The following is a 23,360-nucleotide window of genomic DNA, read 5'->3' on the forward strand; positions in this document are numbered from 1 at the left end:
CTGGGCCGATAATCGATGGCTGCCAGCGGTGCTAGAGGCCGTTCCCGCACAAAACCGCCGCTCGGCTGCGGTCGCTCTTGTTGGCCGCGCGCTCTGCTCATCAGCGACACCATCGATGCCAGTCCCTCGGATAAACCCCTGCCATCGCGCGATCCTGATCCGCCATCATCGTTTCCCCCTTTAAATGCAGTGCTTCGTACGATAAAGACACCGCATTTCACCGTGCCATTTGCTTGCAATTACGGCGTTCGAAAAGAAAAACCTTGATCGGGCAAACCGATTTTCGAAATGGTTTCGGCAAAAAATGCGCGAAAGCGTGCAGGGTCGAGTCCCGATTAACAGATGCGGATCTGACGTTTAAGCTCCAGCGCCGTATTCGCGCGGCCTGCGCCCGCGATCGCGAACCGATCGGCGCTATGGCGGCCCTTATTTCGACATTTCGAATTAAATACCGGCGAATTAGCCCGCGCTGTCAACCTTTTGCACGCTTTGCCGTTATCCCTTTGTAATCGCCAGATCAGGCGACGCAGCGATGGACGATCCGTCGCCGCGACCGCTCCATGCAAGGCCCCCCGCATTGACCATGTTCCATCGACATAACAACAGAATCGACCGCCCAGGCTCGATGATCGACCGTATTTCGAAGACGCTCGGCAACCGGGGAATTCTCTCGCCCGTCCTCGCTCTGGTGATTTGCGGACTGCTGCTGGTGGTCTTGCAGCATCTGTCGCAAGCGGTCGACTATCGCTCGGTGATGCGTCAGTTGCGTGAACTCACCGCCAGCGAATGGATCGCCGCGCTTGGCGCCACCGCGCTCAGCTACGTGGCACTCGTCGGGCGCGACGCCGTCGGCCTGCGCTACCTCGGCGCCAGCGTGCCGCGCGTGGCGTTGTGGATCGGCGCGACCGCGGGTTCCGCGCTCGGCAACGCGACCGGCTTCGGCGCGTTGACGGGCGGCGCCGTGCGAGCGCGCGTCTACGGCGTCGCGAACATCACGCCCGTGCAGATCGGCCGCATGACGGTGTTCACCAGCGTGTCGCTGGCGCTCGCACTCGTGCTGATGACGGCGCTCGGCATGGTCGGCAAGGCTGCCCAGCTCGCGCCGATGCTGCACCTCACGCCCGCCGCGCTGCGCTGGATCGGCGCGGCGCTGCTGGTCGCGCTGACGCTCGCCGCCGCCGCGTGCCGCCGTGAAACCCGGCCGGTTCGCACGCGCTGGCGGTGGCTCTCGTTCGATATTCCAGCGCGCCGCGATCTGCTCGCGCAAGTCGCCCTCGCGGTGCTCGACGTGGTGGCCGCGGGCCTCGCGTTGTGGGCGCTGCTGCCGCACGCGAACGTGAGCTTCATCACCTTCATCACAGTCTATGCCGCGGCCATGCTGCTCGGTATGATCGGCCACACGCCCGGCGGCGTCGGCGTGTTCGAAGCGGCGATGGTGTTCACGCTGAGCGGCAGCGTGCAAACGCATCAGATGGTTGCCGCGCTGCTTGCTTATCGCGCGATTTATTTCGGTGTCCCGCTGATTGTCTCGGCGGCTTTGCTCGCGGGCTTCGAAGGCCGCGCGCTGAAAGGGCGTCTGCCGTTTCTCGACGCGTCCGGCGCATCGAAACTCGCGCCGCTGTTTCTGAGCCTCGTCACGTTCGTGGTCGGCGGCATGCTGGTGATCTCCAGCGCGACGCCCGCGTTCTGGCAGCGTATTCACATCTTGCGTGACGTGGTGCCGTTGTGGGTCCTCGAAAGCTCGCAGATGCTGTGCAGCGTGCTCGGCGTGCTGCTGTTGTTCGTCGCGCGCGGTTTGCTGCGCCGTCTCGACGCCGCGTGGTGGATGACGCTGCTGCTCGCAGTGCTGAGCCTCGCGCTGTCGTTGACCAAGGGTCTCGCGTTCGTCGAGGCGAGCGTGCTCGGCATGCTGATCGTGCTGCTGCTGTCGACGCGCCGGCGGTTCAACCGTCATTCGTCGCTGTTCGCCGAACGCTTCACGGCGGGCTGGCTGGTGTCGGTGGCGATGGTGCTGATGCTGGCCACGTGGGTGATGCTGTTCGCTTTCCGGGACGTGCCGTACACCCGTGACCTGTGGTGGCAATTCGCTTTCGACGAACGTGCACCGCGTGCCTTGCGCGCGACGCTGGCCGCGAGCGTGTTCGCGGCGACCTTTTCGTTCTGGCAATTGCTGCGTCCGGCGCCGGGCCGTTTCGTCAAACCCGCGCCGGAGGATCTGCACGACGCGGCGCGTATCGTGCGTGCGCAGGAGCGCAGCGACGCCGGTCTCGCGCTGATGGGCGACAAGAGCTTTCTCTTCTCCGAGTCGCGCCAGGCGTTCCTGATGTACGCGAAGTATGGTCGCACGTGGGCCGCGCTGCATGATCCGGTGGGACCGCGTGAAGAGTGGGCTGGCCTCATCAGCAAGTTCGTCGCGCTCGCGCATGCGCACGGCGGGCGCGCGGCGTTCTATCAGGTCCGCGCCAACGCGTTGCCGCTCTATCTCGACGCCGGCCTCACGCTGATGAAGCTTGGCGAGGAAGCACACGTCGTGCTCGACGATTTCGATCTGAAGGGCTCGCATCGCGCGCATCTGCGTTATGCGTTGAAGCGCGGCGAGCGCGACGGCTTCGCCGTCGAAGTGATCGAGCAGCCGAACGTGCCGGCTTCGCTCGAAACGCTGCGCCAGATTTCCGACGGCTGGCTCGACAGCCGCGACGCGCGCGAGAAGAGCTTCTCGGTGGCCGCGTTCAACGACGCGTATCTGGCCGCGCAATCGGTGATGCTGGTTCGCCAGAACGGCGAGCCGGTCGCGTTCGTCACCTTCATGACAACCGATATGAACACCGAAGCGACGGTCGGCGTGATGCGTCACGTGGAAAGCGCGTCGCCGTACGCGATGGAATATCTGTTCACTCAACTGGCGCTGCATCTGAAGCAGGCGGGCTTCCGCTCGCTCAGCCTCGGCATCGCGCCGCTCTCCGGCATGCAGCCGACGCCACTCGCTTCGCGCTGGCATCGGTTGGCCGGCATCGTGTGGCGCTTCGGCGGCCGCTTCTATAACTTCCGCGGTCTGCGTGCTTTCAAGAGCAAGTTCCAGCCGCATTGGGAGCCGCGCTATCTCGCGGCATCGGGTTCGGTGGGCGTGTTCTTCACGCTCGCGGATCTGTCGTTGCTGGCGGGAGGCCGGCGTTCATGACTTTGCATTCGATCTTCAAGCTCGCCGTCGCGGCGAGCCTCGTGACCGCCGGCGCACTCGCGCAAGCGGGAACCACCACCGTGCCCGGCGGCCGTTATGGCGACGTCACCGTGACGCAACCAGCGGGCCCGTTGCGCGGCTTCGTGGTGCTTTACTCGCAAGCCGGCGGCTGGAGCGAGGCCGACCAGCAAAGCGCCGATGCGCTCGCGAAAGCGGGGGCGTTGACCGTCGGCGTGGACACCGCGCGCTACGCGGCGAACCTCAGCGCGAAGAAGGAAACCTGCCATCAACTGGTGGGCGACGCCGAGGCGTTGAGCCACCAACTCGAACGGCAATCGCAATCGAGCCACTATTTCGCACCGATCGTCGCGGGCACGGGGCAAGGCGCGACGCTCGCGATGCACGTGCTCGAACAGGCGCCGTCGAATACGATTGCCGGCGCAGTCTCGGTCGATGCCGAGCACGCGCTCGACGCGCGCTTCAAACCATGTGCGCCCGATCCGACGATCATCCGCGACAAGGTGCCGGGCTTTGTCGAGAAGGCGAGCACGGGCAACGCCGATCGCGCGCGTCTCGTCGCCTTGCTCACGCCGCATCTGCAAGCGGTGTCCACTGCTGATGACGATGTCTCCGATCTGCCGTTGATCGAGTTGCCGGCCGCGCATCCGAACGGCCTGATGGCGATTGTCATTTCCGGCGACGGCGGCTGGCGCGATCTCGACAAGACCATCGCGCAGGCATTGCAGAAAGACGGCGTGTCGGTGATCGGCTGGGACAGCCTGCGCTACTTCTGGAGCGAGAAGCCGCCCGCGCAGACGAGCCGCGATCTCGCGCGCGTCATGCAGACTTACGGTGCGCGCTGGAATGCTCAGCACATCGCGCTGGTCGGCTATTCGTTCGGCGCGGACGTGATGCCGTTCGCGTACAACCGTTTGCCTGAAGCGCAGCGCGCGAAGGTGTCGCTGATCGCGTTGCTCGGCTTCGCGCCCGATGCCGATTTTCAGATCCGCGTGGGCGGGTGGCTCGGCATGCCCGCGAGCGACAAGGCCTTGAAAGTGCGCCCGGAATTGACGAAGGTGCCGCCCGCGATGGTGCAGTGTTTCTACGGTGCAGATGAGAAGGACACACTGTGTCCGGCGCTCGACAAGACCGGCATCGAGGTGATTCGCACGTCGGGGGATCATCACTTCGGCGGCAACTATAACGTGCTGGAACGGCGCATTCTCAACGCCTTCAAAAAGCAGAGCGGCGTGCAGGATTAATGGCCGCATTGCGTGAAGCGAAAGGCGGGCGACGAGTCTTGCGTGCATAGTTCAGCGCGACGTAGACAGCAGCCCGCCGCGCCCGGCCTCCCGGCCAGGGATTGACAAAGGCCGCGAACTCAACGAAGATCGCCGACATGAACTGCCTCGACATCCGTATTGCGCTGATTATTAGCATCATTCATCGAATGGTGGGTTAGCGCGCGTCCGATAGCAGTGACACATTAACCCGCCCCACGAGGCGGGTTTTTTTATGTCCGCTTGCAACCTGCCTCCTGGTGAACGCTTTGCCGATTCGTCTTTGCCACACAGGAGCTTGCCTTGCCGTTACTCGAACTCGAACACGCAACTGAAGCCGCCAGCAGCGTCGCGCTGCGCCACGACTACCTGAAGAAGACCCTGACCGCGCGCGTCTACGACGTGGCCCGCGAGACCGAACTGGAGCGCGCGCCGAATCTGTCGGCACGGCTGCGCAATCCGGTGTATCTGAAGCGCGAGGACAACCAGCCGGTGTTCTCGTTCAAGCTGCGCGGCGCGTACAACAAGATGGCGCATATTCCGGCGGAGGCGCTTGAACGCGGGGTGATTACCGCGTCGGCGGGTAATCATGCGCAGGGTGTCGCGTTGTCGGCGGCACGGATGGGCGTGAAGGCGATCATCGTCGTGCCGGTCACGACTCCGCAGGTCAAGGTCGATGCGGTGCGCGCGCATGGCGGCCCGACTGTGGAAGTCGTGCAGTTCGGCGAGTCGTATAGCGACGCTTACGGCCACGCCGTCAAGTTGCAGGACGAGCGCGGGCTGACCTTCGTGCACCCGTTCGACGACCCGTACGTGATCGCCGGCCAGGGCACTGTCGCGATGGAGATTCTCAGTCAGCATCAGGGCCCGATTCACGCGATCTTCGTGCCGATCGGCGGCGGTGGACTCGCAGCCGGTGTGGCCGCGTACGTGAAGTCCGTGCGGCCGGAGATCAAGGTGATCGGCGTGCAGACCGACGACTCGTGCGCAATGGCCGCGTCGCTCAAAGCGGGCGAGCGCGTCACGCTGAATGAAGTGGGTCTGTTCTCGGACGGCACCGCAGTGAAGCTGGTCGGTGAAGAAACCTTCCGCTTGTGCAGTGAATATCTCGACGACGTGCTACTCGTGAATACCGATGCGCTGTGCGCCGCGATCAAGGACGTGTTCCAGGACACACGCAGTGTGCTCGAACCGGCGGGCTCGTTGGCGGTAGCCGGCGCGAAGCAGTATGCCGAACGCGAAGGCATCGAGAACCAGACGCTGATCGCGATCACATCGGGCGCGAACATGAACTTCGACCGCATGCGCTTCGTTGCCGAGCGGGCCGAAGTCGGTGAAGCACGCGAAGCGGTGTTCGCGGTGACGATCCCCGAAGAGCGTGGCAGCTTCCGGCGCTTCTGCGAACTGGTCGGCACGCGCAGCGTCACCGAGTTCAACTACCGGATCGCGGACGCGAACTCGGCGCACATCTTCGTCGGCGTGCAGATCAGGAATCGCAGCGAGTCCGCGCAGATCGCGGGCGCGTTCGAAGCGCACGGCTTCGCGACTGTCGACCTCACTTTCGACGAACTCTCGAAGCAGCACATCCGCTACATGGTCGGCGGGCGCTCGCCGCTCGCGCATGACGAACGTTTGTTCCGCTTCGAGTTTCCGGAGCGGCCGGGTGCGTTGATGAAGTTTTTGTCGTCGATGGCGCCGAACTGGAACATCAGCCTGTTCCACTATCGCAACCAGGGCGCGGACTACAGTTCGATCCTGGTCGGCATCCAGGTGCCCGCGAGCGAGAACGACGCGTTCGAACGTTTTCTCGCGACGCTCGGCTATCCGAACTGGGAAGAGACGCGGAACCCGGTGTACCGGTTGTTTCTTGCATAGTCGATGAGCTAGGGGTTTACGTTGAGGCTGCGCAACGGCATGCGATAGGCCGACCCGCTTCGCGAGCGCGCCATAAGCCCCGCCAGCACAGCATTAGCGCGCTTCGTCACCGCTCCACGCGAGCATTTCAGATACGCTGCGTATCGCCGCGAGCGATACGGCCTATCCGTCATATCGCGTTGCACGATACGGACCATGATCGTCACACTGGGCGCAAATCAATCGCCGCATTCAGGAGACAACTCATGCGCACCCAAGTCGGCATCATCGGTGCCGGGCCCGCGGGCCTGCTTCTTTCCCACCTTCTTCATCTGCGCGGCATCGAGTCGGTCGTGCTCGAAACGCGTACGCGTGAACAGATCGAATCCACCATTCGCGCCGGCGTGCTCGAACAGGGCACGATGGACCTGTTGACCGAAGCCGGCGTCGGCGCGCGCATGAAAGCGGAAGGCGCATTGCACCACGGTTTCGAACTGGCATTCGAAGGCAAGCGCCGCCGCATCGATCTGACCGAACTCACCGGCCATTCGATTACGGTCTACGCACAGCACGAAGTGATCAAGGATCTGGTCGCGGCGCGCGTGGCCGCAAACGGCGCGCTGCGTTTCAGCGTATCGGAGACGTCGATCCACGGCATCGATACCGACAAACCGTCGATCCGCTATCGTCACGAAGGCGAAGCCTGCGAACTGCAATGCGACTTCGTGATCGGCTGCGATGGCTCGCAAGGCGTGTCGCGCGCAGCGATTCCGCAGGCACTGCGCAAGGACTACGAACGCATCTACCCGTTCGGTTGGTTCGGTATCCTGTGCGAAGGGCCGCCGTCGTCTGACGAACTGATCTATGCGCGCCACGAACGCGGCTTCGCGCTGATCAGCACCCGTTCGCCGAACGTGCAGCGCATGTATTTCCAATGCGATCCGAAGGACTCGGTCGAGAACTGGTCCGACGATCGCATCTGGGCCGAGCTGCATGCACGGGTTGATTCGCACGACGGACAGAAGATCGTCGACGGCAAGATCTTCCAGAAGAACATTGTCGGCATGCGCAGTTTCGTGTCGGCCACGATGCAGCACGGCCGATTGTTCCTCGCTGGCGACGCGGCGCATATCGTGCCGCCGACGGGCGCGAAGGGCTTGAATCTCGCGGTCGCCGACGTGCGCGTGCTGACCCAGGCGCTCAACGCGTTCTACGTCGAAAATCGTACCGACCTGCTCGACCGCTATAGCGAAACCGCGCTCAAACGCATCTGGCGCGCCGAGCACTTCTCGTACTGGATGACCAGCATGATGCACCGCATCGAAGGCGCGTCGCCGTTCGAGCAGCAGTTGCAGGTGGCCGAGCTCGAATACGTGACGACCTCGCGCGCGGCGGGCACCGCGATGGCGGAAAACTACGTCGGCGTCGCCGCGGTGTAAGCATACGGTGCGCGGCGAATTGGGCAGCTAGTTCAGCGACAGATCCCGATGCGCCGCGGCCTGAAACTCCGTAGGCGTGACGCCTGTCTGCTTGCGGAAATAGCGGCTGAAATAAGCCGCATCCTCGAAACCAAGCGCATGCGCGATCTGTTTGATGGTCAAGCCTGAATAGACCAGATCGCGCTGCGCCTCGCGTATCAGATGATCGTTGACAAGCGACAGCGGCGAATGACCCAGTTCGTCGCGGCAAATGCGGCCCAACTGTGCGGCCGTGATGCCGAGCTTGCCCGCGTAGAACTCGATCGGCTGATGCTCGCGAACGTGCGCGGCGATTAGTTCGCGCAGCCGTTTGATCTGCGCCGCGCGGCGGTCGTTGATCGTCGTGCCGGCCGCTGCGCCTGCTGCCGATGCGGCATCGGTCAAACGCGCCACTTGCACAAAAAGTGCAATCATCAGCGACATGCCCGCAGCGATGTGGCCGCGCGCGCTGCCACGAAATTCCTGCTCCAGCAAACCGAATAGCGGCATCAGCGTGCCGTCGCCGATCTCCGGTCGCACGGGAATCAACGCGGGCCGTTGCAACACCGGCAACAGACCCGGCGACACCGCCTTCGAAATCGATTCCAGCGCCCGCTGCGCAGCGGTGATCACGAGCCCGTCCATCTCCGGCGAAAACACGAATCCATGCACCGTCTGCGCGGGCAGCAGCACGAGGCAGGGCGGCTCGATCGTGAGCTTTTCGCTTTCGATCAGCACGTGACCCGAGCCGTCGCGGATATAGAGAATCTGCAGCAGCGCATCGTGCCGGTGGGCAGCGATATGCCAGTCGTTAGGACGGCTGCGCTCGACGATCCATTCAAAATTGAACGCGTCGTACCACGGCGGCCGCGCTGACTCGCCGTACAGATCGTAGTTAGGGATTCTCCTCATGCGGTGTCGTCTCCGGTCCCATGCAACATTGTCGTAGTGTGCGAATTGTCCTGCGATGCGCTGCCTTTGTCCAATCTTCGCCGCACTCGCATCGCTATACTTTTTTCCATGAGAGGCACGGTTGAACAGCGCGGCGGCGAGACCGGCCAGCGCACCGTACCGACGATTAAAATCATGGAGATTCGGATGACTAATCAAATTCATCGTACGGAGCGAGATGCGGGCCCGCGTCACTGGCTCGCGCTCGAAGGCAAGGTCTGCGTAGTGAGCGGCGCCGCCGGCGGGATCGGCAGCGCGATTGCCCAGGTGCTGGGTGAGGCCGGCGCGCGCCTTGCGCTGCTCGATCGCGACGAGGACAAGTGCCGCGCGCTCGCGCGCAAGCTGAACACGAGCGGCATTGAGGCGCTCGCGCTGGCTTGCGATATCGGCGACATCGACAGCGTGCGCGGCGCGGTGCAGGGCGTCGAGTCGGCGTACGGCGCGGCCGACGTGCTGGTGAACAACGCGGGCCTGCTGCGTCCAGGCGGCATCGAAGAGATTGGTCTGGATGCGTGGAACGCGATGCTGCGAGTGAACCTGACCGGCTACATGCTGTGCTCGCAGCAATTCGGTCACGGCATGCTGAAGCGCGGCACGGGCGCGCTCGTCCATGTTGCTTCAGTGGCCGCGCATCATCCGCAGACCTACAGCGGCGCGTATAGCCCCGGCAAGGCCGGTGTCGCGATGCTGTCGAAGCAACTCGCGGCGGAGTGGGGGCCGCGCGGCATCCGCAGCAACACGGTGTGTCCCGGCATGATCCGCACACCGCTGTCCGCCGCCTTCTACGAGCACGGCGACATCGAACGCCGCCGTAGCGCGATGACCGCAAGTCGCCGCATCGGCGAGCCCAACGACATCGCCGACGTGGTGGCGTTTCTCGCCAGCGCTCGCGCCGCGTATGTGAACGGCGCGGAGATCGTCGTCGACGGCGGGCTCGAAAGCATGCTGATGGACCTCGTGCCGCGCCCCGGCTTCGAAGCCACGCAGGCTGCTCAGACCACCCCGGTCACCCGTTAAGCGCTCGTACAAGGACGCACATCATGACCAACGCAACACGCAATGCGGCGCTGACTTGCGACGTGCTCGTCATCGGTTCGGGCGCCGGCGGTCTGTCGACCGCCATCACCGCGCGCAAGCAGGGACTCGACGTGTTCGTGATCGAGAAGGAGCCGTTCTTCGGCGGCACGACCGCGTTTTCAGGCGGCGTACTGTGGATTCCGGGCAATCGTCACGCGAAAAGCAATCGCGTCAGCGACACGCGCGAGGCCGCGCTGACCTACATGCGTAACGAAACCGCCGCATTTTTCGATGCCGCCGCCGTCGATGCATTTCTCGACACCGGCCCGCACATGCTCGACTTCTTCGAGCGCGAGACCGCCGTCAAATTCGTGCCGACGCTGTATCCCGACTATCACCCGAACGTCGGAGGCGGTGTCGATATCGGACGCTCGGTGGTGGCCGCGCCGTTCGACGCGCGCGGACTCGGCAAGGACATCGTGCGTTTGCGTCCGCCGCTGAAGACGATCACGTTCATCGGCATGATGTTTAACTCGTCGAACGCGGACCTCAAGCACTTCTTCAATGCGACGCGCTCGCTGACTTCCGCGTGGTACGTCGCGAAGCGCCTCGCGAGCCATCTGAAGGATCTCGCGTTGTATCGGCGCGGCGTGCAGGTCACGAGCGGCAACGCGCTCGCCGCGCGCCTGGCGAAGTCCGCGCTCGATCTCGGCATTCCGATTCACACCAACACAGCAGCGCGTGAGTTGACCGTCGCGGACCAGCGCGTGACGGGCGCGCTCGTCAGCGGACCGGACGGCGAGTTGCGCATTACCGCGCGGCGCGGTGTCGTGCTCGCGTGCGGCGGCTTTTCGCACGACGTGGCGCGCATCGCGAGGGCCTATCCTCATGTGCGTCGCGGCGGCGAACATGTATCGCCGGTGCCGGCGGGCAATACCGGCGACGGCGTCGGCATGGCAGAGAAGCTCGGCGCGAAGGTGACGATCCGTTATCCGCAACCCGCGGCGTGGATGCCGGTCTCGCGCGTGCCGATGCGCGACGGCAGTGTCGGCGTGTTCCCGCATCTGCTCGATCGCTACAAGCCGGGGATCATCGGCGTGACACGCGCGGGCAAGCGCTTCACGAACGAAGCGAATTCGTATCACGACGTCGGCGCAGCGATGATCGAAGCCTGCGCGAACGAGCGCGAAACCGCGATGTGGCTGATCTGCGACCACGCGACGATCCGCAAATACGGGCTCGGCTTCGCGAAGCCCGCGCCGGTGCCGCTCGGCCCGCTGCTGCGCAACGGCTATCTGAACACCGGCCGCACACTCGCCGAGCTCGCGCGCAACGCGGGGCTGGATGGCGAGGCGCTGGAAGCGACGGTGAAGCGCTACAACGCGGACGCGGTGCGCGGCGAAGACCCCGAATTCGGACGCGGCGCGACGTCGTTCAACCGTTATCTGGCGGACCCGGAACATCGGCCGAACCCGTGCGTCGCGCCGATCGGCGCTGGACCGTACTACGCGCTGAAGGTGGTGATGGGCGACCTCGGCACCTTCGACGGCATCTCGACCAAAGTGACCGGCGAAGTGCTCGACGAAGCCGGCGCGCCTATCGCCGGCCTGTATGCGGTCGGCAACGATCGCGCGAGCGTGATGGGCGGCAACTATCCGGGCGCGGGCATCACGCTTGGGCCGATCATGACCTTCGGCTATATCACCGGACACCATCTGGCCGGCGTCGACGTAACCGGCGCAAATGCAAGCGTGCGCACCAACGCAGACACCGGCCAAACCGAACCCGCATTGAGGACAGGCACATGAGCAGCGGCAAACCTTTTGTCGATCACCGCATCTACACGATTCGTCCGCGCGGCATGGCGGAATTCATCGACGTGTTCGACCGTCTCGCGATGCCGATCCAGGTGAAGTACCTCGGTGCGCCGGTCGGTTTCTATATGAGCGACATCGGCGCGTTGAATCAGGTGGTGCATCTGTGGGGCTACGAGAGCATTGCCGATTACGACCAGCGGCGCACCGCGCGCGACGCCGATCCGGAGTGGCCCGCGTATCTGCAGGCGTCCGCGCATCTGATCGTCGCGCAGGAAAGCCGGATCATCAAACGCGTCGAGTTCAGAAGCCTGGCAATGCTTCGCTAGCGGCGTCCCGCACCCGTATCACTCAGGAGGAGACAGAACATGATCGATCAAACACGCCGCGTCGCGCTCGTGACAGGTGGCGCAAACGGCATCGGCTGGGCCACCGCGCAACGTTTCGCGCTGGACGGCTATCGCGTGGTGATCGCCGACATGGATGCGGACCGCGCCCGCGAACGCACGCAGGCGCTGGACGGTGCCGACACCGGTATGCATGTCGGCATCCGCGCCGATGTCGCCGTCGAGGCCGACGTGCGCGCGCTGATCGACACGTGCGTCGAGCGCTTCGGACGGCTCGACGTGCTGGTCAACAACGCGGGCAATAGCGATCAGCCGCATCCGACCATCGAGCAGAACGTCGATGCGTTCGACCGCCTGCTCGGCATTCATGTGCGCGGCACCTTCCTAGCGTGCCGCGAGGCGGCGAGGGTGATGCTCGCGCAGCGCAGCGGCGCGATCGTCAATCTCGGCTCGATTGCGGGGCTCGCCGGCATTCCGGCGCGCAACGCATACGGCGCGGCCAAGGCGGGCATCGTCGCGATGACTCGCTCGCTCGCGTGCGAATGGGCGCGCGACGGCATCCGCGTGAACGCGGTGGCGCCGGGTTACGTCGCCACCGAACTGGTGGAGACGCTCAAGCGCAACGGCCAGATGAATCTGCAGGCGATCGAACGGCGCACGCCGATGGGCCGCCTCGCGCAACCGGATGAAATCGCGCGAGCCATCAGCTTCCTCGCGTCGGACGCGGCGAGCTACATCACCGGCACGGTGCTGAGCGTCGACGGCGGCTGGCACGCGTACGGCGCCGCCGGCGACTGACACGCTTCATCCACGCCGCGTGTGAATCGGGCACCGGCGACCGCAGTATCCGTAGCATTCCGAACAATAAAAATATACCTCGTCATATCACGGAGACACCGCAATGAAAAAGCCCCAATCAGGCAGGGCGGAAACCCTGCGCCCGTACGATCCTGCAGCATCGACGCGCACGCAGCGCAGCGTGGATGTTCAGGCCTTTATCGACGACCAGCGCTTCTCACCGTTTCAATGGACGATTCTCGTGCTGTGTTTTCTGGTCGTCGCGGCGGACGGCTTCGATACGGCCGCGGTCGGCTTCATCGCGCCGTCGCTGGTGCAGCAGTGGGGCATCGCGCGCAGCTCGCTCGGCCCGGTGATGAGCGCAGCACTCGTCGGCCTCGGGATCGGCGCGCTCGCGGCCGGTCCTTGCGCGGATCGTGTCGGACGCAAAACGGTACTGGTGTTGTCGGTGTTTTTCTTCGGCATGTGGAGTCTCGCGGCGGCTCGCGCGACGTCGATCGAATCGCTGACGCTGCTGCGCTTTCTCACTGGCCTCGGTCTCGGCGCGGCGATGCCGAACGCTGTCACGCTGATGTCCGAATACGCGCCGGCACGCATCCGCGCGGTCGCGGTCAATGCGATGTTCTGCGGCTTTTCGTGCGGGCTGGCGATAGGCGGGGTCGCGTCCGCGTGGCTGATTCCGCACTTTGGCTGGCCCAGCGTGCTGGTGGCGGGCGGCGTCGGTCCGATCGTGCTGACCGTTCTGCTGATTCTGCTGCTGCCGGAGTCGGTGCAGTTTCTCGCGGTGCGTCGTCAGGCCGATCAGCGTATCGCGCGGATCTTGCAGCGCATCGCGCCGCATAGCCGTTTCGACGACTGCCGCTTCGTCGCACTGGATGCGCGCGCAGGCCGTGAAGCGACGATGGCCGATGCGGCAACAGCAGGCAGCATGAGCAAACGCGGCGACGCCGGCGCGCGTCCTCAATGGGCGCTCGCGATCGTGCTGTCGTCACGTTACCGCTTCGGCACGCTGATGCTGTGGCTCGCGTATTTCATGGGCCTGCTGATCTACTATCTGCTCACCAACTGGCTGCCGACGCTGTTCAAGGACACCGGCTTCTCCGGCGAGAAGGCCGCGCTGATGACCTCGCTGTTTCCGCTCGGTGGCGTGCTCGGCAATCTATGCGTCGGCTGGATCATGGACCGTTTCGCCGGCCATCGCGTCGTTGCGCTGACGTTCGTGCTGGTGGGTGTGCTGGTGTTGCTGGTCGGACGCGGGGTCGGTCATCAGGTGTGGCTCGGCACGCTGATCTTCCTCACCGGCACGGTGGCCACCAGCGCGGTCACGTCGATGTCGGCGCTCGCCGCGAGTTTCTATCCGACCCGGGCGCGCGCGACGGGCGTTGCGTGGATGCTCGGGATCGGCCGTATCGGCGGAGTGGCGGGCGCGCTGGTCGGCGCCGCGCTGATGGGACTGGGCTGGCAGTTCGGCGCAGTGTTCAGCCTGCTGGCCGTGCCATCGGTGATCGCGGCGTGTGGTGTATATCTGATGACGCGGCGCGTGCAGGTCGACGGATTATCGGAGGAGGGAGCGGTTGGCGCCGTCGCGGCTAAATGACGGTCGAGTGGTCGATGCGATTGTGAAGGAACGCGCCGCGCGACGGCGCGACGACTTCCACACGCGCATGGCCGGCACGCGTTTTCATTGTGATCTCAAACACAACAGTGAATTCGTGATTAGCGGATTTATCCTGTCAGGCAAGCCACCTACACTGCGTTCCATGCTGCCATGCGAGTCATCTCGGCAGCGCATGTGGAGACAATCTCTGGAGGTGGAGTCATGAAGTCGCTCATTCAAACTGTTGCTCTCGCCGTCGTTCTCGCCGCGCCGGTCGTGTCGTTCGCGCAGCCGGCCGCTGAGCCCGTTTCACAAGACTCGCAGGCCGCGCAGACGCAAGCGGCCCGCCCACATCATGCGGCTCAAACGGATAACAGCGGCTATGGCGCGAGCGCGTATGGTACGTGGCAAGCCGGTCGCGGCACCGACACGACGGTGAGTTCCTACTCGCCGCCAATCTACAACGCGCGTTGAGCGCGTGAGCATGCGCAAGAGCAATGCGCATAGGCATGCGGGACCAATGAGAGCGTCTCGCGCTTAAGTACTTAACGAAGCCTCATCCACCGCGCGACGAAAACGATTCGCCGCGCGCGTTGGATCATCGGGTTGTCTGTCAGGGCGTACGCAACAACATCATCTCGTTGCGCAGCAGCGCGAGCAGATCGTCGTCGCTAGGGCGCGTGCCCCAATGGCGCGCGCCTGCCACCGATGCAATCGCCATCCATGAATGCGGTGGAAACCATTCGCGCAAAAGCGTGCCATCCTGGCGCAGACACAATTGACCGGTCTGCTCGCTATATTCGGCGCAGATGAGCGTGCCATCGAAGTGCGCCGTTACTCGTCTCGGATCGCTGCGTAGCATGTCGTCGCTCCTGCAGAAAGGGTGGCGAGAATGCCCACGCGGCACGGCGGCGTCATCGACGCCGCCGTCGTCCGGGCATCAGTGATTGTGCCCGTGGTCGTCGCCATGACCATGCCAGCCATTGTCGTGACCCCGCGCGTCATGCCACTCGCGCCGGTCGTGATGACGCTCTTCCCACTCGCGCCGTTCCCAGTAGCGGTGACCGTCGTAATAGCGCTCGCCGTACCAGCCCGGGCTCACCATGACGACGGGCGGCGGCGCAGGCGCGTACACCGGCGGAGGCGGGGGCGCCGCATATACCGGCTCGGGCGCATACGCGACACCCGGCACGCCAATGTTCACACCGACGTCGACGTGGGCCAGCGCGGCCGACGACGCACCGATTCCCAGGCCTGCAACGATCGTCAACGCGATCCAGCGGTTTCGTGAATTGCTCATCTTTTATTCTCGGTTTCTATGATTGAGGGGGACGTGCTCGCGCGCGTGGCGCTTGGTGCGATCGGCTTAGTAACGGTCGTGATCGCGGTAGTGCTCATGACCGTGATAGCCGCCGTCCGGTACCACGATACAAGCGCTCAGCGTGCTGCCGAGCGTGACTGCCAGAACCACCAGTGCAAAAATTCTTTTCATGACGTTGCTCCGTTTTGCTTGTGACCCGAACTCTACCGAGCGGCGGCATTTCCGTTGTGTTTGTGTGTAACAGGACGTGTGGATGCAAGCGCGCGCGGGTCGCGGGCGGCGGGTGCGGGACGGACCCGAGCAGCTGCTTGCATCGCGCACTTATGAGATCGCCGAGGTCGCGGCAAGCCCTTGAACGCACTATGAAAAAGACGCTGAGTTCAGGGACGGCGCGTGGGAGGCCGCATCGAACGGTCGACGCATCAACAGCCGGTAAGTGAACGGCATCGTGTTTCGCCGCGGCTATGCCGGGCGGATACATTCAGTTGCAGACTGGGGACGTGGAGCGGTCTCGCGAAGGGCTCGCTCACAGGTTCAACGGAGCGGCCTGCATTTAGAGACGTATAGCGCGGTGAGCGCCATCAGCGTTCGTTAAGGTTCGATGCGTAGTCTGAGTGAGAAGTGCGCCCGGCATTCGCGGATCATTTGCGCGGTGGCAGGTGGTCGATGCGTGGTCAGATGCAGTTGGTCCGATGCATGTTGCCTGACGCCGCCGCGACGCCTCGCTCGAAGCCGCGCGCCGTTCACGTACCTTTCGCGTGCCTCATGCATCGTCGCGTAGCGTCACCCGCGATCAACCAGCGGCGGCAGGCTCCGCCGTCGTCGCTTCGCGATACCCGAGCCGCGTCGAAATCGCGAGGCCCGACTGCTTGAGCAGCGCGACGTAGTGCGACTTCGTGTCGGCGCCACAGCGCATCGTCGGAAACGAAACCGACAGGCCGGCGATCACGCGGCCGAAGCGGTCGAACACTGGCACCGCGATGCAACGCAGCCCTTCTTCCTGCTCCTCGTTGTCTTCGCCGTAACCTTGCTCGCGTACATTCGGCAGGATGCTGAGCACCGCTTCCGCGCAGGTGAGCGTCTTCTGCGTCGATTTGCGGAATTCCACATGCGAGAGCACCTCGCGTGCATCGGCGGGGTCCATCCACGCCAGCAGCACCTTGCCGATCGCCGTGCTGTGCAGCGGATTGCGCCGGCCGATGCGCGACTGCATGCGCAGCCCGTAGTCGGCGTCGATCTTGTGGATGTAGATGATCGCGTCTTCGTCGAACGCGCCGAGATGCACGGCCTCGCGCGTGACCTGGCCGATGCGGCGCATTTCGACGTCGGCCTCGCGCACGAGGTCGACGCTCTCCAGCGCCTTCGCGCCGAGTTCGAACAGACGGATCGTCAGCCGGTAGCGTTCGGTTTCGACTTCCTGGGTCACGTAGCCGAGCGCCTTCAACGTCTGGATCACGCGATGCACGGTGGTCTTCGACATCGCGAGCCGTTGCGACAGTTCGCTGATGCCGATCTGTCCGCTGTCGCCGATCGCGCCGAGAATCGCGAACACGCGGCCGATCGACGACGCCGATTCACCCCGCTCGCTGCCGGCCTCGACGCTGTCCGCGTCCTGCGCCTGGCTCGCCGCTTCGTCCTTGCGCTGTTTGCCTGTTGCTGCCATTTCCGTCATTCCCTGTCTATGCGAACCCGTGCTGCCGAACTGCGTTGCGCGGCAAGGCGCGAAAGCATACCGCGTCGCGCGCGTGTCTGCCGGGCTAGCGCGCAAGCCATCCGCCATCCACCGCCAGTGTATGCCCATGCACGTAGTCCGACGCGGACGATGCGAGAAACACGACCGGCCCGGCGAGATCGTCCGGCGACCCCCAGCGGCCCGCCGGAATGCGCGCGACGATCTCGTCGTTGCGCTGCGCGTCCTCGCGCAACGCCGTCGTGTTCGCGGTCGCCATATAGCCCGGCGCGATCGCGTTCACGTTGATGCGCTGCGCGGCCCATTCGTTCGCGAGCAGCCGCGTGAGACCGAGTACGCCGCTTTTCGCCGCCGTGTACGAGGCGACCCGGATGCCGCCCTGGAACGACAGCATCGACGCGACGTTGATGATCTTGCCGCCGCTGTCCTGCCGGACGAACTGCCGCGCGGTCGCTTGCGACAGAAAGAACAGGCTCTTCAGATTGACGTCCATGACGGCGTCCCAATTCTCTTCGGTGAAGTCGAGCGCGTCTTCGCGGCGGATGATGCCGGCGTTATTCACCAGCACGTCGACGCGGCCGAAGGCCTCGACCGCCGCGCGCACGATGTCGTCGACCGGCGCGATCGATGCGAGGTCGGCACGCACGTCGGCGAAACGGCGGCCGACGGCCGCGACGCGCGCGGGCGTGTCGCCGGCGTCGGCGCGGCTCACGCCGACGATGTCGCAACCGGCGGCAGCGAGCGCGACGGCCATCGCGGCGCCGAGCCCCGTGTTGCTGCCAGTGACGATGGCGACCTTACCGGTGAGATCGAAAGTGTTCACGTTGTTCAAACCCATGTCGTATGCGGAGAAATAAAACGGCGGGCCGTCAACGCAGGTTGCGGATCGCAACGTGATCCATGTCGCCGAACACCTGGTTCTCGCCGACCATCCCCCAGATGAACGTGTATGCGCGCGTGCCCACGCCCGAGTGAATCGACCAGCTCGGCGAGATCACGGCCTGCTCGTTATGCACGAGGATGTGCCGCGTTTCGTGCGGCTCGCCCATCATGTGAAAGACGGCGGCGTCGTCGGCGACGTTGAAGTAGAAATACACCTCCATGCGGCGCTCGTGCGTGTGGCACGGCATCGTGTTCCACAGACAGCCGGGTTCGAGCTTGGTCATGCCCATCGACAACTGGCAGGTGGGCAGCACTTCGGGAACGATGAACTTGTAGATGGTGCGGCGGTTGCTCGTGGCCGGGTCGCCGAGCGTTTCGGGCGACGCCTGCGCGAGCGAGATCGTGCGGGTCGGATACGACTCGTGCGCAGGTGCGCAGTTCAGATAGAACTTCGCCGGATGTGCGGCATCGTCGCTGCCGAACGCGACGGCTTGCGCGCCCTTGCCGATGTAGATCGCTTCCTCGTGGCGCACCGTGTAGCGTGTACCGTCGACATCGACCCAACCGTCGCCGCCGATATTGATCGCACCCAGTTCGCGCCGCTCCAGCAGATAGTTGACGCCGATCGATTTGCCGAGCGAGCCGGGCACCTCGACCGCGCGCGTCGCCGGCAACACGCCGCCGACGATGATCCGGTCGATGTGGCTATAGGTCAGCTTCAACGCGTCGCGCTCGAACACCTGCTCGACGAGAAACTCCTTGCGCAGTCCGGCGGTGTTGAGCGACTTCGCGTACTCGCTGTTGATGGCCTGTCTCACTTCCATGATTTTTTTCTCCGTTCGATTCGATCCTGGCGCTTCCTCAAGCGTTGGCGCGCGTCGGCTGCGGTGCCGTTCTGGTCAGGACTGTAGCGCAGAATCGCAGTTTCGGAACAGTGGTCCGAAAAAATTATCACATCGTTTCGAGCCTGGTAGGATTCTCGGAGAGCGCGCGGGTAAACGATGAGCCTATTTCGTAAAGAGAAACGGAACGGCGTTCCTTTCGCGATGTTATATTGCGCCGAAAGGGAGCAACCCGGCGTCAGAACGGGTCCTTATCCGGGTGATCCACCCGACCAACGGGACGCGAAGTCCATGGAGGAGACATGAAGATCAAGAAGGCCCTCGACGTCATTCCTGGCGGGCTGATGCTGGTGCCGCTGCTGCTCGGTGCTTGCGTCCACACATTCGCGCCCGGTGCGGGCAAATATTTCGGGTCGTTCACCAACGGCCTGATCACCGGCACCGTGCCGATTCTGGCGGTGTGGTTCTTCTGCATGGGCGCGACGATCGACCTGCGGGCGACCGGCACGGTGCTGCGCAAATCGGGCACGCTGCTCGCGACCAAGATGCTGGTGGCGTGGATCGTGACGATGATCGCGTCGCGCTTCATTCCGATCGACGGCATCAAGACGGGGCTCTTCGCCGGGCTCTCGATCCTCGCGATCACCACGTCGATGGACATGACCAACGGCGGTCTGTATGCGGCGGTGATGCAGCAATACGGGACCAAGGAAGAGGCGGGCGCGTTCGTGCTGATGTCGGTCGAATCCGGGCCGCTCGTCAGCATGATCATTCTCGGCGCGACCGGTGTCGCGTTCTTCGAGCCGCGGCTCTTCGTCGGCGCGGTGCTGCCGTTTCTGATCGGCTTCGCGCTGGGCAATTTCGACAGCGATCTGCGCGAGCTGTTTGGTCGCTGCGTGCATCCGCTGATTCCGTTCTTCGGCTTCGCACTCGGCAACGGCATCGACCTGGGCGTGATCGTCAAGAGCGGTTTGCCGGGCATCGTGCTCGGTCTCGCGGTGATCGTCGTGACCGGCATTCCGCTGATTCTCGCCGACCGCTGGATTGCGGGCGGCAATGGCGCGGCGGGGCTGGCGGCGTCTTCGACGGCGGGGGCCGCGGTAGCGAATCCGGCGATCATCGGCGACATGATTCCGAGCTTCAAGCCGCTGGTGCCGGCCGCTACCGCGATGGTCGCGACGGCCTGCCTCGTGACCGCGATTCTGGTGCCGATCCTCACCGCGCTGTGGGTGCGCCGGCATCATGCGCGCGATACGTTGCGCGAGGAGTTCGCGGGGCCGCCGCCAGCGCCTTTGAGTGAGCGGGACGCGCACGTTTGAGAGTGCGCGGTCGAGCGGGGCAAGGAATTCGTTTGTGGTCCCGCTTGTGATTGGCTTTGCTTCGCTTTTGAGTACGTTCGTGACTACGTTTGCGGCCCGCTTCTGGTCCGTTCGTGCTTGCTCGATACGCACCGATACGATGCGGGCACGAACGGATCATGAGCGAGCCTCGTGCATAACGGCGCGTCGGACCGTGCGTCGCCTACCGCCCGAGCTTGCGTTCCAGCATCGCCTTCACCGCCGGCCATTCATCATCGATGATGCTAAAGCGCACCGAGTTGCGCTTGCGTCCATCCGGCATGATCCGCTCGTGCCGCACCACGCCTTCCTGTTTTGCACCGATGCGCAGAATCGCCGCGCGTGATTTCTCGTTGAGTTCATCGGTCGTGAATTGCACGCGCACGCACTGCAGCGTGTCGAACGCGTAGCCGAGCAGCAGATATTTCGCCTCGGTATTCACCGCCGAGCGCTGCACCGACTCGCTCAACCACGTATGGCCGATTTCGAGCTTGCGGTTCGCGCGGTCGATCTTCCAGAAGCGCGTGCTGCCGACAATCTTGCCGCTCTCGCGCAGCACGATCGCGAACGGCATTACGGTGCCGGCCGCGCGGCCGTCGAGCGCGGTCGCGATATAGCCGCCGACGGTGTCCGGTCCCGGCACCACGGTCAGTTTCATGTTCCACAGTTGCCCGTCCGCGGCGGCGTCGAGCAGCGCTTGCGCGTGCTCCTGTTGCAGCGGCCGGAGTTCGACCGTCGCGCCGGTCAGCGTGGGTTGTGCAAGTGGGGATAGGGCGTGATTCATGGCAACAAAAAAGTCCGCGAGTTTGTAGCTCGCGGACCCGGTGCAGTGGTTCTTAAATCGGTACGGGCTGAAAAGCTGGACGCAATGTGGCGCCGATCTGCCTTCAGCCCGTGGCGGCTAAACCCGGCAGCAAGACCTTAAGCCGCCAGCACCGACACCGCCTTGGTGACCAGATAGCCTTCCATCGCTTCCGGTCCGCCTTCCGAGCCGTAGCCCGAATCCTTCACGCCGCCGAACGGCATTTCCGGCGAAGGCGTGGCCGGCTGGTTGATCCACAGCATACCGACTTCCATCTGCTGCGACAGCAGGTGCACGTTGCTGAACGACTTCGTGTACGCGTAGCCCGCGAGGCCGAACGGCAGACGGTTCGCTTCGGCAATCGCTTCTTCCAGCTTGTCGAAGCCGCGGATTGCCGCGATCGGGCCGAACGGCTCGTTGTTGAACACGTCGGCTTCGAGCGATACGTTGGTCAGCACGGTCGGCGCGAAGAAATTGCCCGCCGAGCCCACGCGTTCGCCGCCTGTTTCGACTTTGGCGCCGGTCTTGCGCGCGTCGTCGAGCACCTTGGTCATTGCGGAGAGACGGCGTGCGTTGGCGAGCGGCCCGAGGGTCGTGCCTTCCGCGAGGCCGTCGCCGAGCTTCAGGCTTTCGGCGTGCTTGACCAGCGCCGCGGCGAATTCTTCGCGGATGCTGTTGTGCACGAGAAAGCGCGTCGGCGAGATGCAGACCTGGCCCGCGTTGCGGAACTTCGCGCCGCCCGCTGCCTTGACGGCGAGCGCCACGTCGGCGTCTTCCGCGACGATCACCGGTGCGTGGCCGCCCAGCTCCATCGTCGCGCGCTTCATGTGCGCGCCGGCCAGTGCGGCCAGTTGCTTGCCGACCGGCGTCGAGCCCGTGAACGTGACCTTGCGGATCACCGGATGCGGGATCAGGTAGCTGGAAATTTCAGCCGGGTCGCCGAACACGAGGCCGACCGTGCCGGCCGGCACGCCCGCTTCGACGAACGCCTGCAAGAGCGCTGCCGGCGACGCCGGAGTTTCTTCCGGTGCCTTCACGAGGAACGAGCAGCCGCAGGCGAGCGCCGCGGAGAGCTTGCGCACCACCTGGTTGACCGGGAAGTTCCACGGCGTGAATGCCGCGACCGGGCCGATCGGCTCCTTGAGCACCAGTTGCTGCGCGGCGAGGTTGCGCGACGGCACGATCCGGCCGTAGACGCGGCGGCCTTCGTCGGCGAACCATTCGATGATGTCCGCGGCGGCCAGCACTTCCACGCGTGCTTCGGCGAACGGCTTGCCCTGTTCCTGCGTCATCAGGCGGCCGATGTCGGAAGCGCGCTCGCGCACCAGTGCGGCGGCCTTGCGCATCGTCGCGGCGCGCTCGTTGGCCGGGATCTTGCGCCATGCTTCGAAGCCGCGTTGCGCGGCTTCGAGCGCGCGGTCCAGATCGGCGATGCCGGCGTGAGCCACTTTGCCGATGGCCTGGCCGGTGGCCGGGTTGATGACGTCGAGCGTTTTGCCGCTGACGGCGTCGCACCATTCGCCATTGATCAGAAGTCGGGTATCGGTATAGCTCGAAGTGGCCATGCTAGGTTCCTGTAAATGGGAAAAAGACAGGCCGCGCGGTCGTGAAGCAATCAATCCCACCCGCGCGGCCTTGGATGGACTGCCGATAGCAAACATCTTATCTGATTGCGCGCAATTGCATCGGCGGCCGGCCCGATCCGGGGGCGCGGCACGCTGCTTGCGCGACGGCTGCCACGGCGTTGGAAATGCGGTCGAAGCGGCGTCGTGCAAACTGGCGTAAAGTCAGATGGCTGTGGCAGTTGCAGCGGTAGGAGCAGGCTCCGGCCCGCAGCGGTGGACGGCGCTGAAGCAGGCAATACCGGCATACCAGCGCGAGGCAGGCTTCGAACGCGGCAGGCCAAAGAAGGCGAACAAACGTTCAATCAACCCAGATGCACACGAGGAATCGACATGCCAACCGGTACAGTGAAGTGGTTCAACGACGCGAAAGGTTTCGGCTTCATCACGCCTGACGACGGCGGCGAAGATCTGTTCGCCCATTTTTCGGAAATTCGCTCCGAAGGTTTCAAGTCGTTGCAGGAGAACCAGAAGGTCAGCTTTGAAATCAAGCAGGGACCCAAGGGCAAACAGGCGGCGGATATCAAGCCGGTGTGATGCAGCAGGCGGCCGGTTCGCGTGCGCGGTGGCG

At 64.3% G+C, this 23,360-nt stretch carries 21 protein-coding genes; 12 read left to right on the forward strand and 9 right to left on the reverse strand.

The annotated features are described in order from the left end of the window. Positions 1–625 precede the first annotated feature (625 nt). The 4 genes from mprF (at position 626) to BGI01S_RS06330 (ending at position 7,751) form a co-directional block, all read left to right on the forward strand. Positions 626–3,178 carry a bifunctional lysylphosphatidylglycerol flippase/synthetase MprF gene (gene mprF / locus BGI01S_RS06315; RefSeq protein ID WP_408638612.1) on the forward strand — a complete coding sequence of 851 codons (2,553 nt, stop codon included), beginning with the start codon at positions 626–628 and terminating at the stop codon, positions 3,176–3,178. Then, entirely contained in the window at positions 3,175–4,440 is a 1,266-nt protein-coding gene (locus BGI01S_RS06320) for a virulence factor family protein (protein ID WP_042323368.1), read from the forward strand. Before mprF ends, BGI01S_RS06320 begins: the two co-directional genes overlap by 4 nt. A 321-nt stretch (positions 4,441–4,761) precedes the next feature. Beyond that, entirely contained in the window at positions 4,762–6,333 is a 1,572-nt protein-coding gene (gene ilvA / locus BGI01S_RS06325) for a threonine ammonia-lyase, biosynthetic (RefSeq protein WP_042323370.1), read from the forward strand. A 245-nt stretch (positions 6,334–6,578) separates the two neighbouring features. Further along, complete coding sequence (locus tag BGI01S_RS06330; RefSeq protein ID WP_042323372.1) at positions 6,579–7,751, forward strand: 4-hydroxybenzoate 3-monooxygenase; 1,173 nt, start codon at positions 6,579–6,581, stop codon at positions 7,749–7,751. A gap of 27 nt (positions 7,752–7,778) precedes the next feature. On the opposite strand, the gene BGI01S_RS06335 is transcribed toward BGI01S_RS06330, so the two are convergent. After that, on the reverse strand, positions 7,779–8,681 hold the full coding sequence (locus BGI01S_RS06335; RefSeq protein WP_042323374.1) for a helix-turn-helix domain-containing protein: 903 nt from the start codon (positions 8,679–8,681) through the stop codon (positions 7,779–7,781). 186 nt (positions 8,682–8,867) lie between these two features. Between BGI01S_RS06335 and BGI01S_RS06340 the strand changes: the two genes are divergently transcribed. The 6 genes from BGI01S_RS06340 to BGI01S_RS06365 all read left to right on the forward strand — a co-directional run bounded on the left by BGI01S_RS06340 (position 8,868) and on the right by BGI01S_RS06365 (position 14,767). Further along, positions 8,868–9,737 carry an SDR family NAD(P)-dependent oxidoreductase gene (locus BGI01S_RS06340; RefSeq protein WP_042323376.1) on the forward strand — a complete coding sequence of 290 codons (870 nt, stop codon included), beginning with the start codon at positions 8,868–8,870 and terminating at the stop codon, positions 9,735–9,737. Positions 9,738–9,760: 23 nt separating this feature from the next. After that, the gene (locus BGI01S_RS06345; protein WP_042323378.1) at positions 9,761–11,545 is read left to right on the forward strand and encodes an FAD-dependent oxidoreductase; all 1,785 of its coding nucleotides are present in this window, start codon (positions 9,761–9,763) and stop codon (positions 11,543–11,545) included. Next, on the forward strand, positions 11,542–11,880 hold the full coding sequence (locus BGI01S_RS06350) for an NIPSNAP family protein (protein ID WP_042323379.1): 339 nt from the start codon (positions 11,542–11,544) through the stop codon (positions 11,878–11,880). The genes BGI01S_RS06345 and BGI01S_RS06350 overlap by 4 nt, the downstream gene beginning before the upstream one ends. Positions 11,881–11,919: 39 nt before the next feature. Continuing rightward, positions 11,920–12,696, forward strand: coding sequence for an SDR family NAD(P)-dependent oxidoreductase (locus BGI01S_RS06355; protein ID WP_042323382.1), 777 nt, complete (start codon positions 11,920–11,922; stop codon positions 12,694–12,696). 103 nt (positions 12,697–12,799) lie between these two features. Then, the gene (locus tag BGI01S_RS06360; protein ID WP_042323384.1) at positions 12,800–14,293 is read left to right on the forward strand and encodes an MFS transporter; all 1,494 of its coding nucleotides are present in this window, start codon (positions 12,800–12,802) and stop codon (positions 14,291–14,293) included. A gap of 222 nt (positions 14,294–14,515) precedes the next feature. Next, positions 14,516–14,767, forward strand: a complete 252-nt coding sequence (locus BGI01S_RS06365; RefSeq protein WP_042323386.1) for a hypothetical protein — start codon at positions 14,516–14,518, stop codon at positions 14,765–14,767. Between the two features lie 139 nt (positions 14,768–14,906). On the opposite strand, the gene BGI01S_RS06370 is transcribed toward BGI01S_RS06365, so the two are convergent. The 6 genes from BGI01S_RS06370 to kduI form a co-directional block, all read right to left on the reverse strand. Next, entirely contained in the window at positions 14,907–15,155 is a 249-nt protein-coding gene (locus BGI01S_RS06370; protein ID WP_042323389.1) for a hypothetical protein, read from the reverse strand. A gap of 78 nt (positions 15,156–15,233) precedes the next feature. After that, positions 15,234–15,593 carry a hypothetical protein gene (locus tag BGI01S_RS06375; RefSeq protein WP_042323391.1) on the reverse strand — a complete coding sequence of 120 codons (360 nt, stop codon included), beginning with the start codon at positions 15,591–15,593 and terminating at the stop codon, positions 15,234–15,236. Between the two features lie 66 nt (positions 15,594–15,659). Beyond that, complete coding sequence (locus tag BGI01S_RS30975) at positions 15,660–15,785, reverse strand: hypothetical protein (protein WP_042323393.1); 126 nt, start codon at positions 15,783–15,785, stop codon at positions 15,660–15,662. 622 nt (positions 15,786–16,407) lie between these two features. After that, the gene (gene kdgR / locus BGI01S_RS06385; protein ID WP_174447385.1) at positions 16,408–17,277 is read right to left on the reverse strand and encodes a DNA-binding transcriptional regulator KdgR; all 870 of its coding nucleotides are present in this window, start codon (positions 17,275–17,277) and stop codon (positions 16,408–16,410) included. Between the two features lie 94 nt (positions 17,278–17,371). After that, a complete protein-coding gene (gene kduD, locus BGI01S_RS06390; protein ID WP_042323395.1) occupies positions 17,372–18,142 on the reverse strand; it encodes a 2-dehydro-3-deoxy-D-gluconate 5-dehydrogenase KduD in 771 nt (256 codons plus the stop codon). Positions 18,143–18,173: 31 nt separating this feature from the next. Then, a complete protein-coding gene (gene kduI, locus BGI01S_RS06395; RefSeq protein WP_042323397.1) occupies positions 18,174–19,010 on the reverse strand; it encodes a 5-dehydro-4-deoxy-D-glucuronate isomerase in 837 nt (278 codons plus the stop codon). 320 nt (positions 19,011–19,330) lie between these two features. Here kduI and kdgT point away from each other — a divergent pair, with 320 nt between their 5' ends. Then, positions 19,331–20,347, forward strand: a complete 1,017-nt coding sequence (kdgT, locus tag BGI01S_RS06400) for a 2-keto-3-deoxygluconate transporter (RefSeq protein ID WP_042323399.1) — start codon at positions 19,331–19,333, stop codon at positions 20,345–20,347. A 202-nt stretch (positions 20,348–20,549) separates the two neighbouring features. Here kdgT and BGI01S_RS06405 read toward each other — a convergent pair whose 3' ends face one another. Both BGI01S_RS06405 and BGI01S_RS06410 read right to left on the reverse strand, forming a co-directional pair. Further along, complete coding sequence (locus BGI01S_RS06405; RefSeq protein ID WP_042323401.1) at positions 20,550–21,149, reverse strand: GNAT family N-acetyltransferase; 600 nt, start codon at positions 21,147–21,149, stop codon at positions 20,550–20,552. A gap of 137 nt (positions 21,150–21,286) precedes the next feature. Continuing rightward, on the reverse strand, positions 21,287–22,732 hold the full coding sequence (locus BGI01S_RS06410) for an NAD-dependent succinate-semialdehyde dehydrogenase (protein ID WP_042323403.1): 1,446 nt from the start codon (positions 22,730–22,732) through the stop codon (positions 21,287–21,289). Positions 22,733–23,122: 390 nt separating this feature from the next. Here BGI01S_RS06410 and BGI01S_RS06415 point away from each other — a divergent pair, with 390 nt between their 5' ends. Continuing rightward, positions 23,123–23,326, forward strand: a complete 204-nt coding sequence (locus tag BGI01S_RS06415) for a cold-shock protein (RefSeq protein WP_007181784.1) — start codon at positions 23,123–23,125, stop codon at positions 23,324–23,326. The last annotated feature ends 34 nt before the right edge of the window (positions 23,327–23,360 follow it).

It is taken from the genome of Paraburkholderia ginsengisoli NBRC 100965 (assembly GCF_000739735.1).
Classification (GTDB): domain Bacteria; phylum Pseudomonadota; class Gammaproteobacteria; order Burkholderiales; family Burkholderiaceae; genus Paraburkholderia; species Paraburkholderia ginsengisoli.

Excerpts from the sequence above, each read along its gene's own strand:
- mprF (WP_408638612.1), top strand. The coding sequence starts at position 626 with ATGATCGACCGTATTTCGAAGACGCTCGGCAACCGGGGAATTCTCTCG.
- BGI01S_RS06320 (WP_042323368.1), top strand. The coding sequence starts at position 3,175 with ATGACTTTGCATTCGATCTTCAAGCTCGCCGTCGCGGCGAGCCTCGTG.
- BGI01S_RS06330 (WP_042323372.1), top strand. The coding sequence starts at position 6,579 with ATGCGCACCCAAGTCGGCATCATCGGTGCCGGGCCCGCGGGCCTGCTT.
- BGI01S_RS06335 (WP_042323374.1), bottom strand. The coding sequence starts at position 8,681 with ATGAGGAGAATCCCTAACTACGATCTGTACGGCGAGTCAGCGCGGCCG.
- BGI01S_RS06340 (WP_042323376.1), top strand. The coding sequence starts at position 8,868 with ATGACTAATCAAATTCATCGTACGGAGCGAGATGCGGGCCCGCGTCAC.
- BGI01S_RS06345 (WP_042323378.1), top strand. The coding sequence starts at position 9,761 with ATGACCAACGCAACACGCAATGCGGCGCTGACTTGCGACGTGCTCGTC.
- BGI01S_RS06350 (WP_042323379.1), top strand. The coding sequence starts at position 11,542 with ATGAGCAGCGGCAAACCTTTTGTCGATCACCGCATCTACACGATTCGT.
- BGI01S_RS06355 (WP_042323382.1), top strand. The coding sequence starts at position 11,920 with ATGATCGATCAAACACGCCGCGTCGCGCTCGTGACAGGTGGCGCAAAC.
- BGI01S_RS06360 (WP_042323384.1), top strand. The coding sequence starts at position 12,800 with ATGAAAAAGCCCCAATCAGGCAGGGCGGAAACCCTGCGCCCGTACGAT.
- BGI01S_RS06365 (WP_042323386.1), top strand. The coding sequence starts at position 14,516 with ATGAAGTCGCTCATTCAAACTGTTGCTCTCGCCGTCGTTCTCGCCGCG.
- BGI01S_RS06370 (WP_042323389.1), bottom strand. The coding sequence starts at position 15,155 with ATGCTACGCAGCGATCCGAGACGAGTAACGGCGCACTTCGATGGCACG.
- BGI01S_RS06375 (WP_042323391.1), bottom strand. The coding sequence starts at position 15,593 with ATGAGCAATTCACGAAACCGCTGGATCGCGTTGACGATCGTTGCAGGC.
- BGI01S_RS30975 (WP_042323393.1), bottom strand. The coding sequence starts at position 15,785 with ATGAAAAGAATTTTTGCACTGGTGGTTCTGGCAGTCACGCTCGGCAGC.
- kdgR (WP_174447385.1), bottom strand. The coding sequence starts at position 17,277 with ATGGCAGCAACAGGCAAACAGCGCAAGGACGAAGCGGCGAGCCAGGCG.
- kduD (WP_042323395.1), bottom strand. The coding sequence starts at position 18,142 with ATGGGTTTGAACAACGTGAACACTTTCGATCTCACCGGTAAGGTCGCC.
- kduI (WP_042323397.1), bottom strand. The coding sequence starts at position 19,010 with ATGGAAGTGAGACAGGCCATCAACAGCGAGTACGCGAAGTCGCTCAAC.
- kdgT (WP_042323399.1), top strand. The coding sequence starts at position 19,331 with ATGAAGATCAAGAAGGCCCTCGACGTCATTCCTGGCGGGCTGATGCTG.
- BGI01S_RS06405 (WP_042323401.1), bottom strand. The coding sequence starts at position 21,149 with ATGAATCACGCCCTATCCCCACTTGCACAACCCACGCTGACCGGCGCG.
- BGI01S_RS06410 (WP_042323403.1), bottom strand. The coding sequence starts at position 22,732 with ATGGCCACTTCGAGCTATACCGATACCCGACTTCTGATCAATGGCGAA.
- BGI01S_RS06415 (WP_007181784.1), top strand. The coding sequence starts at position 23,123 with ATGCCAACCGGTACAGTGAAGTGGTTCAACGACGCGAAAGGTTTCGGC.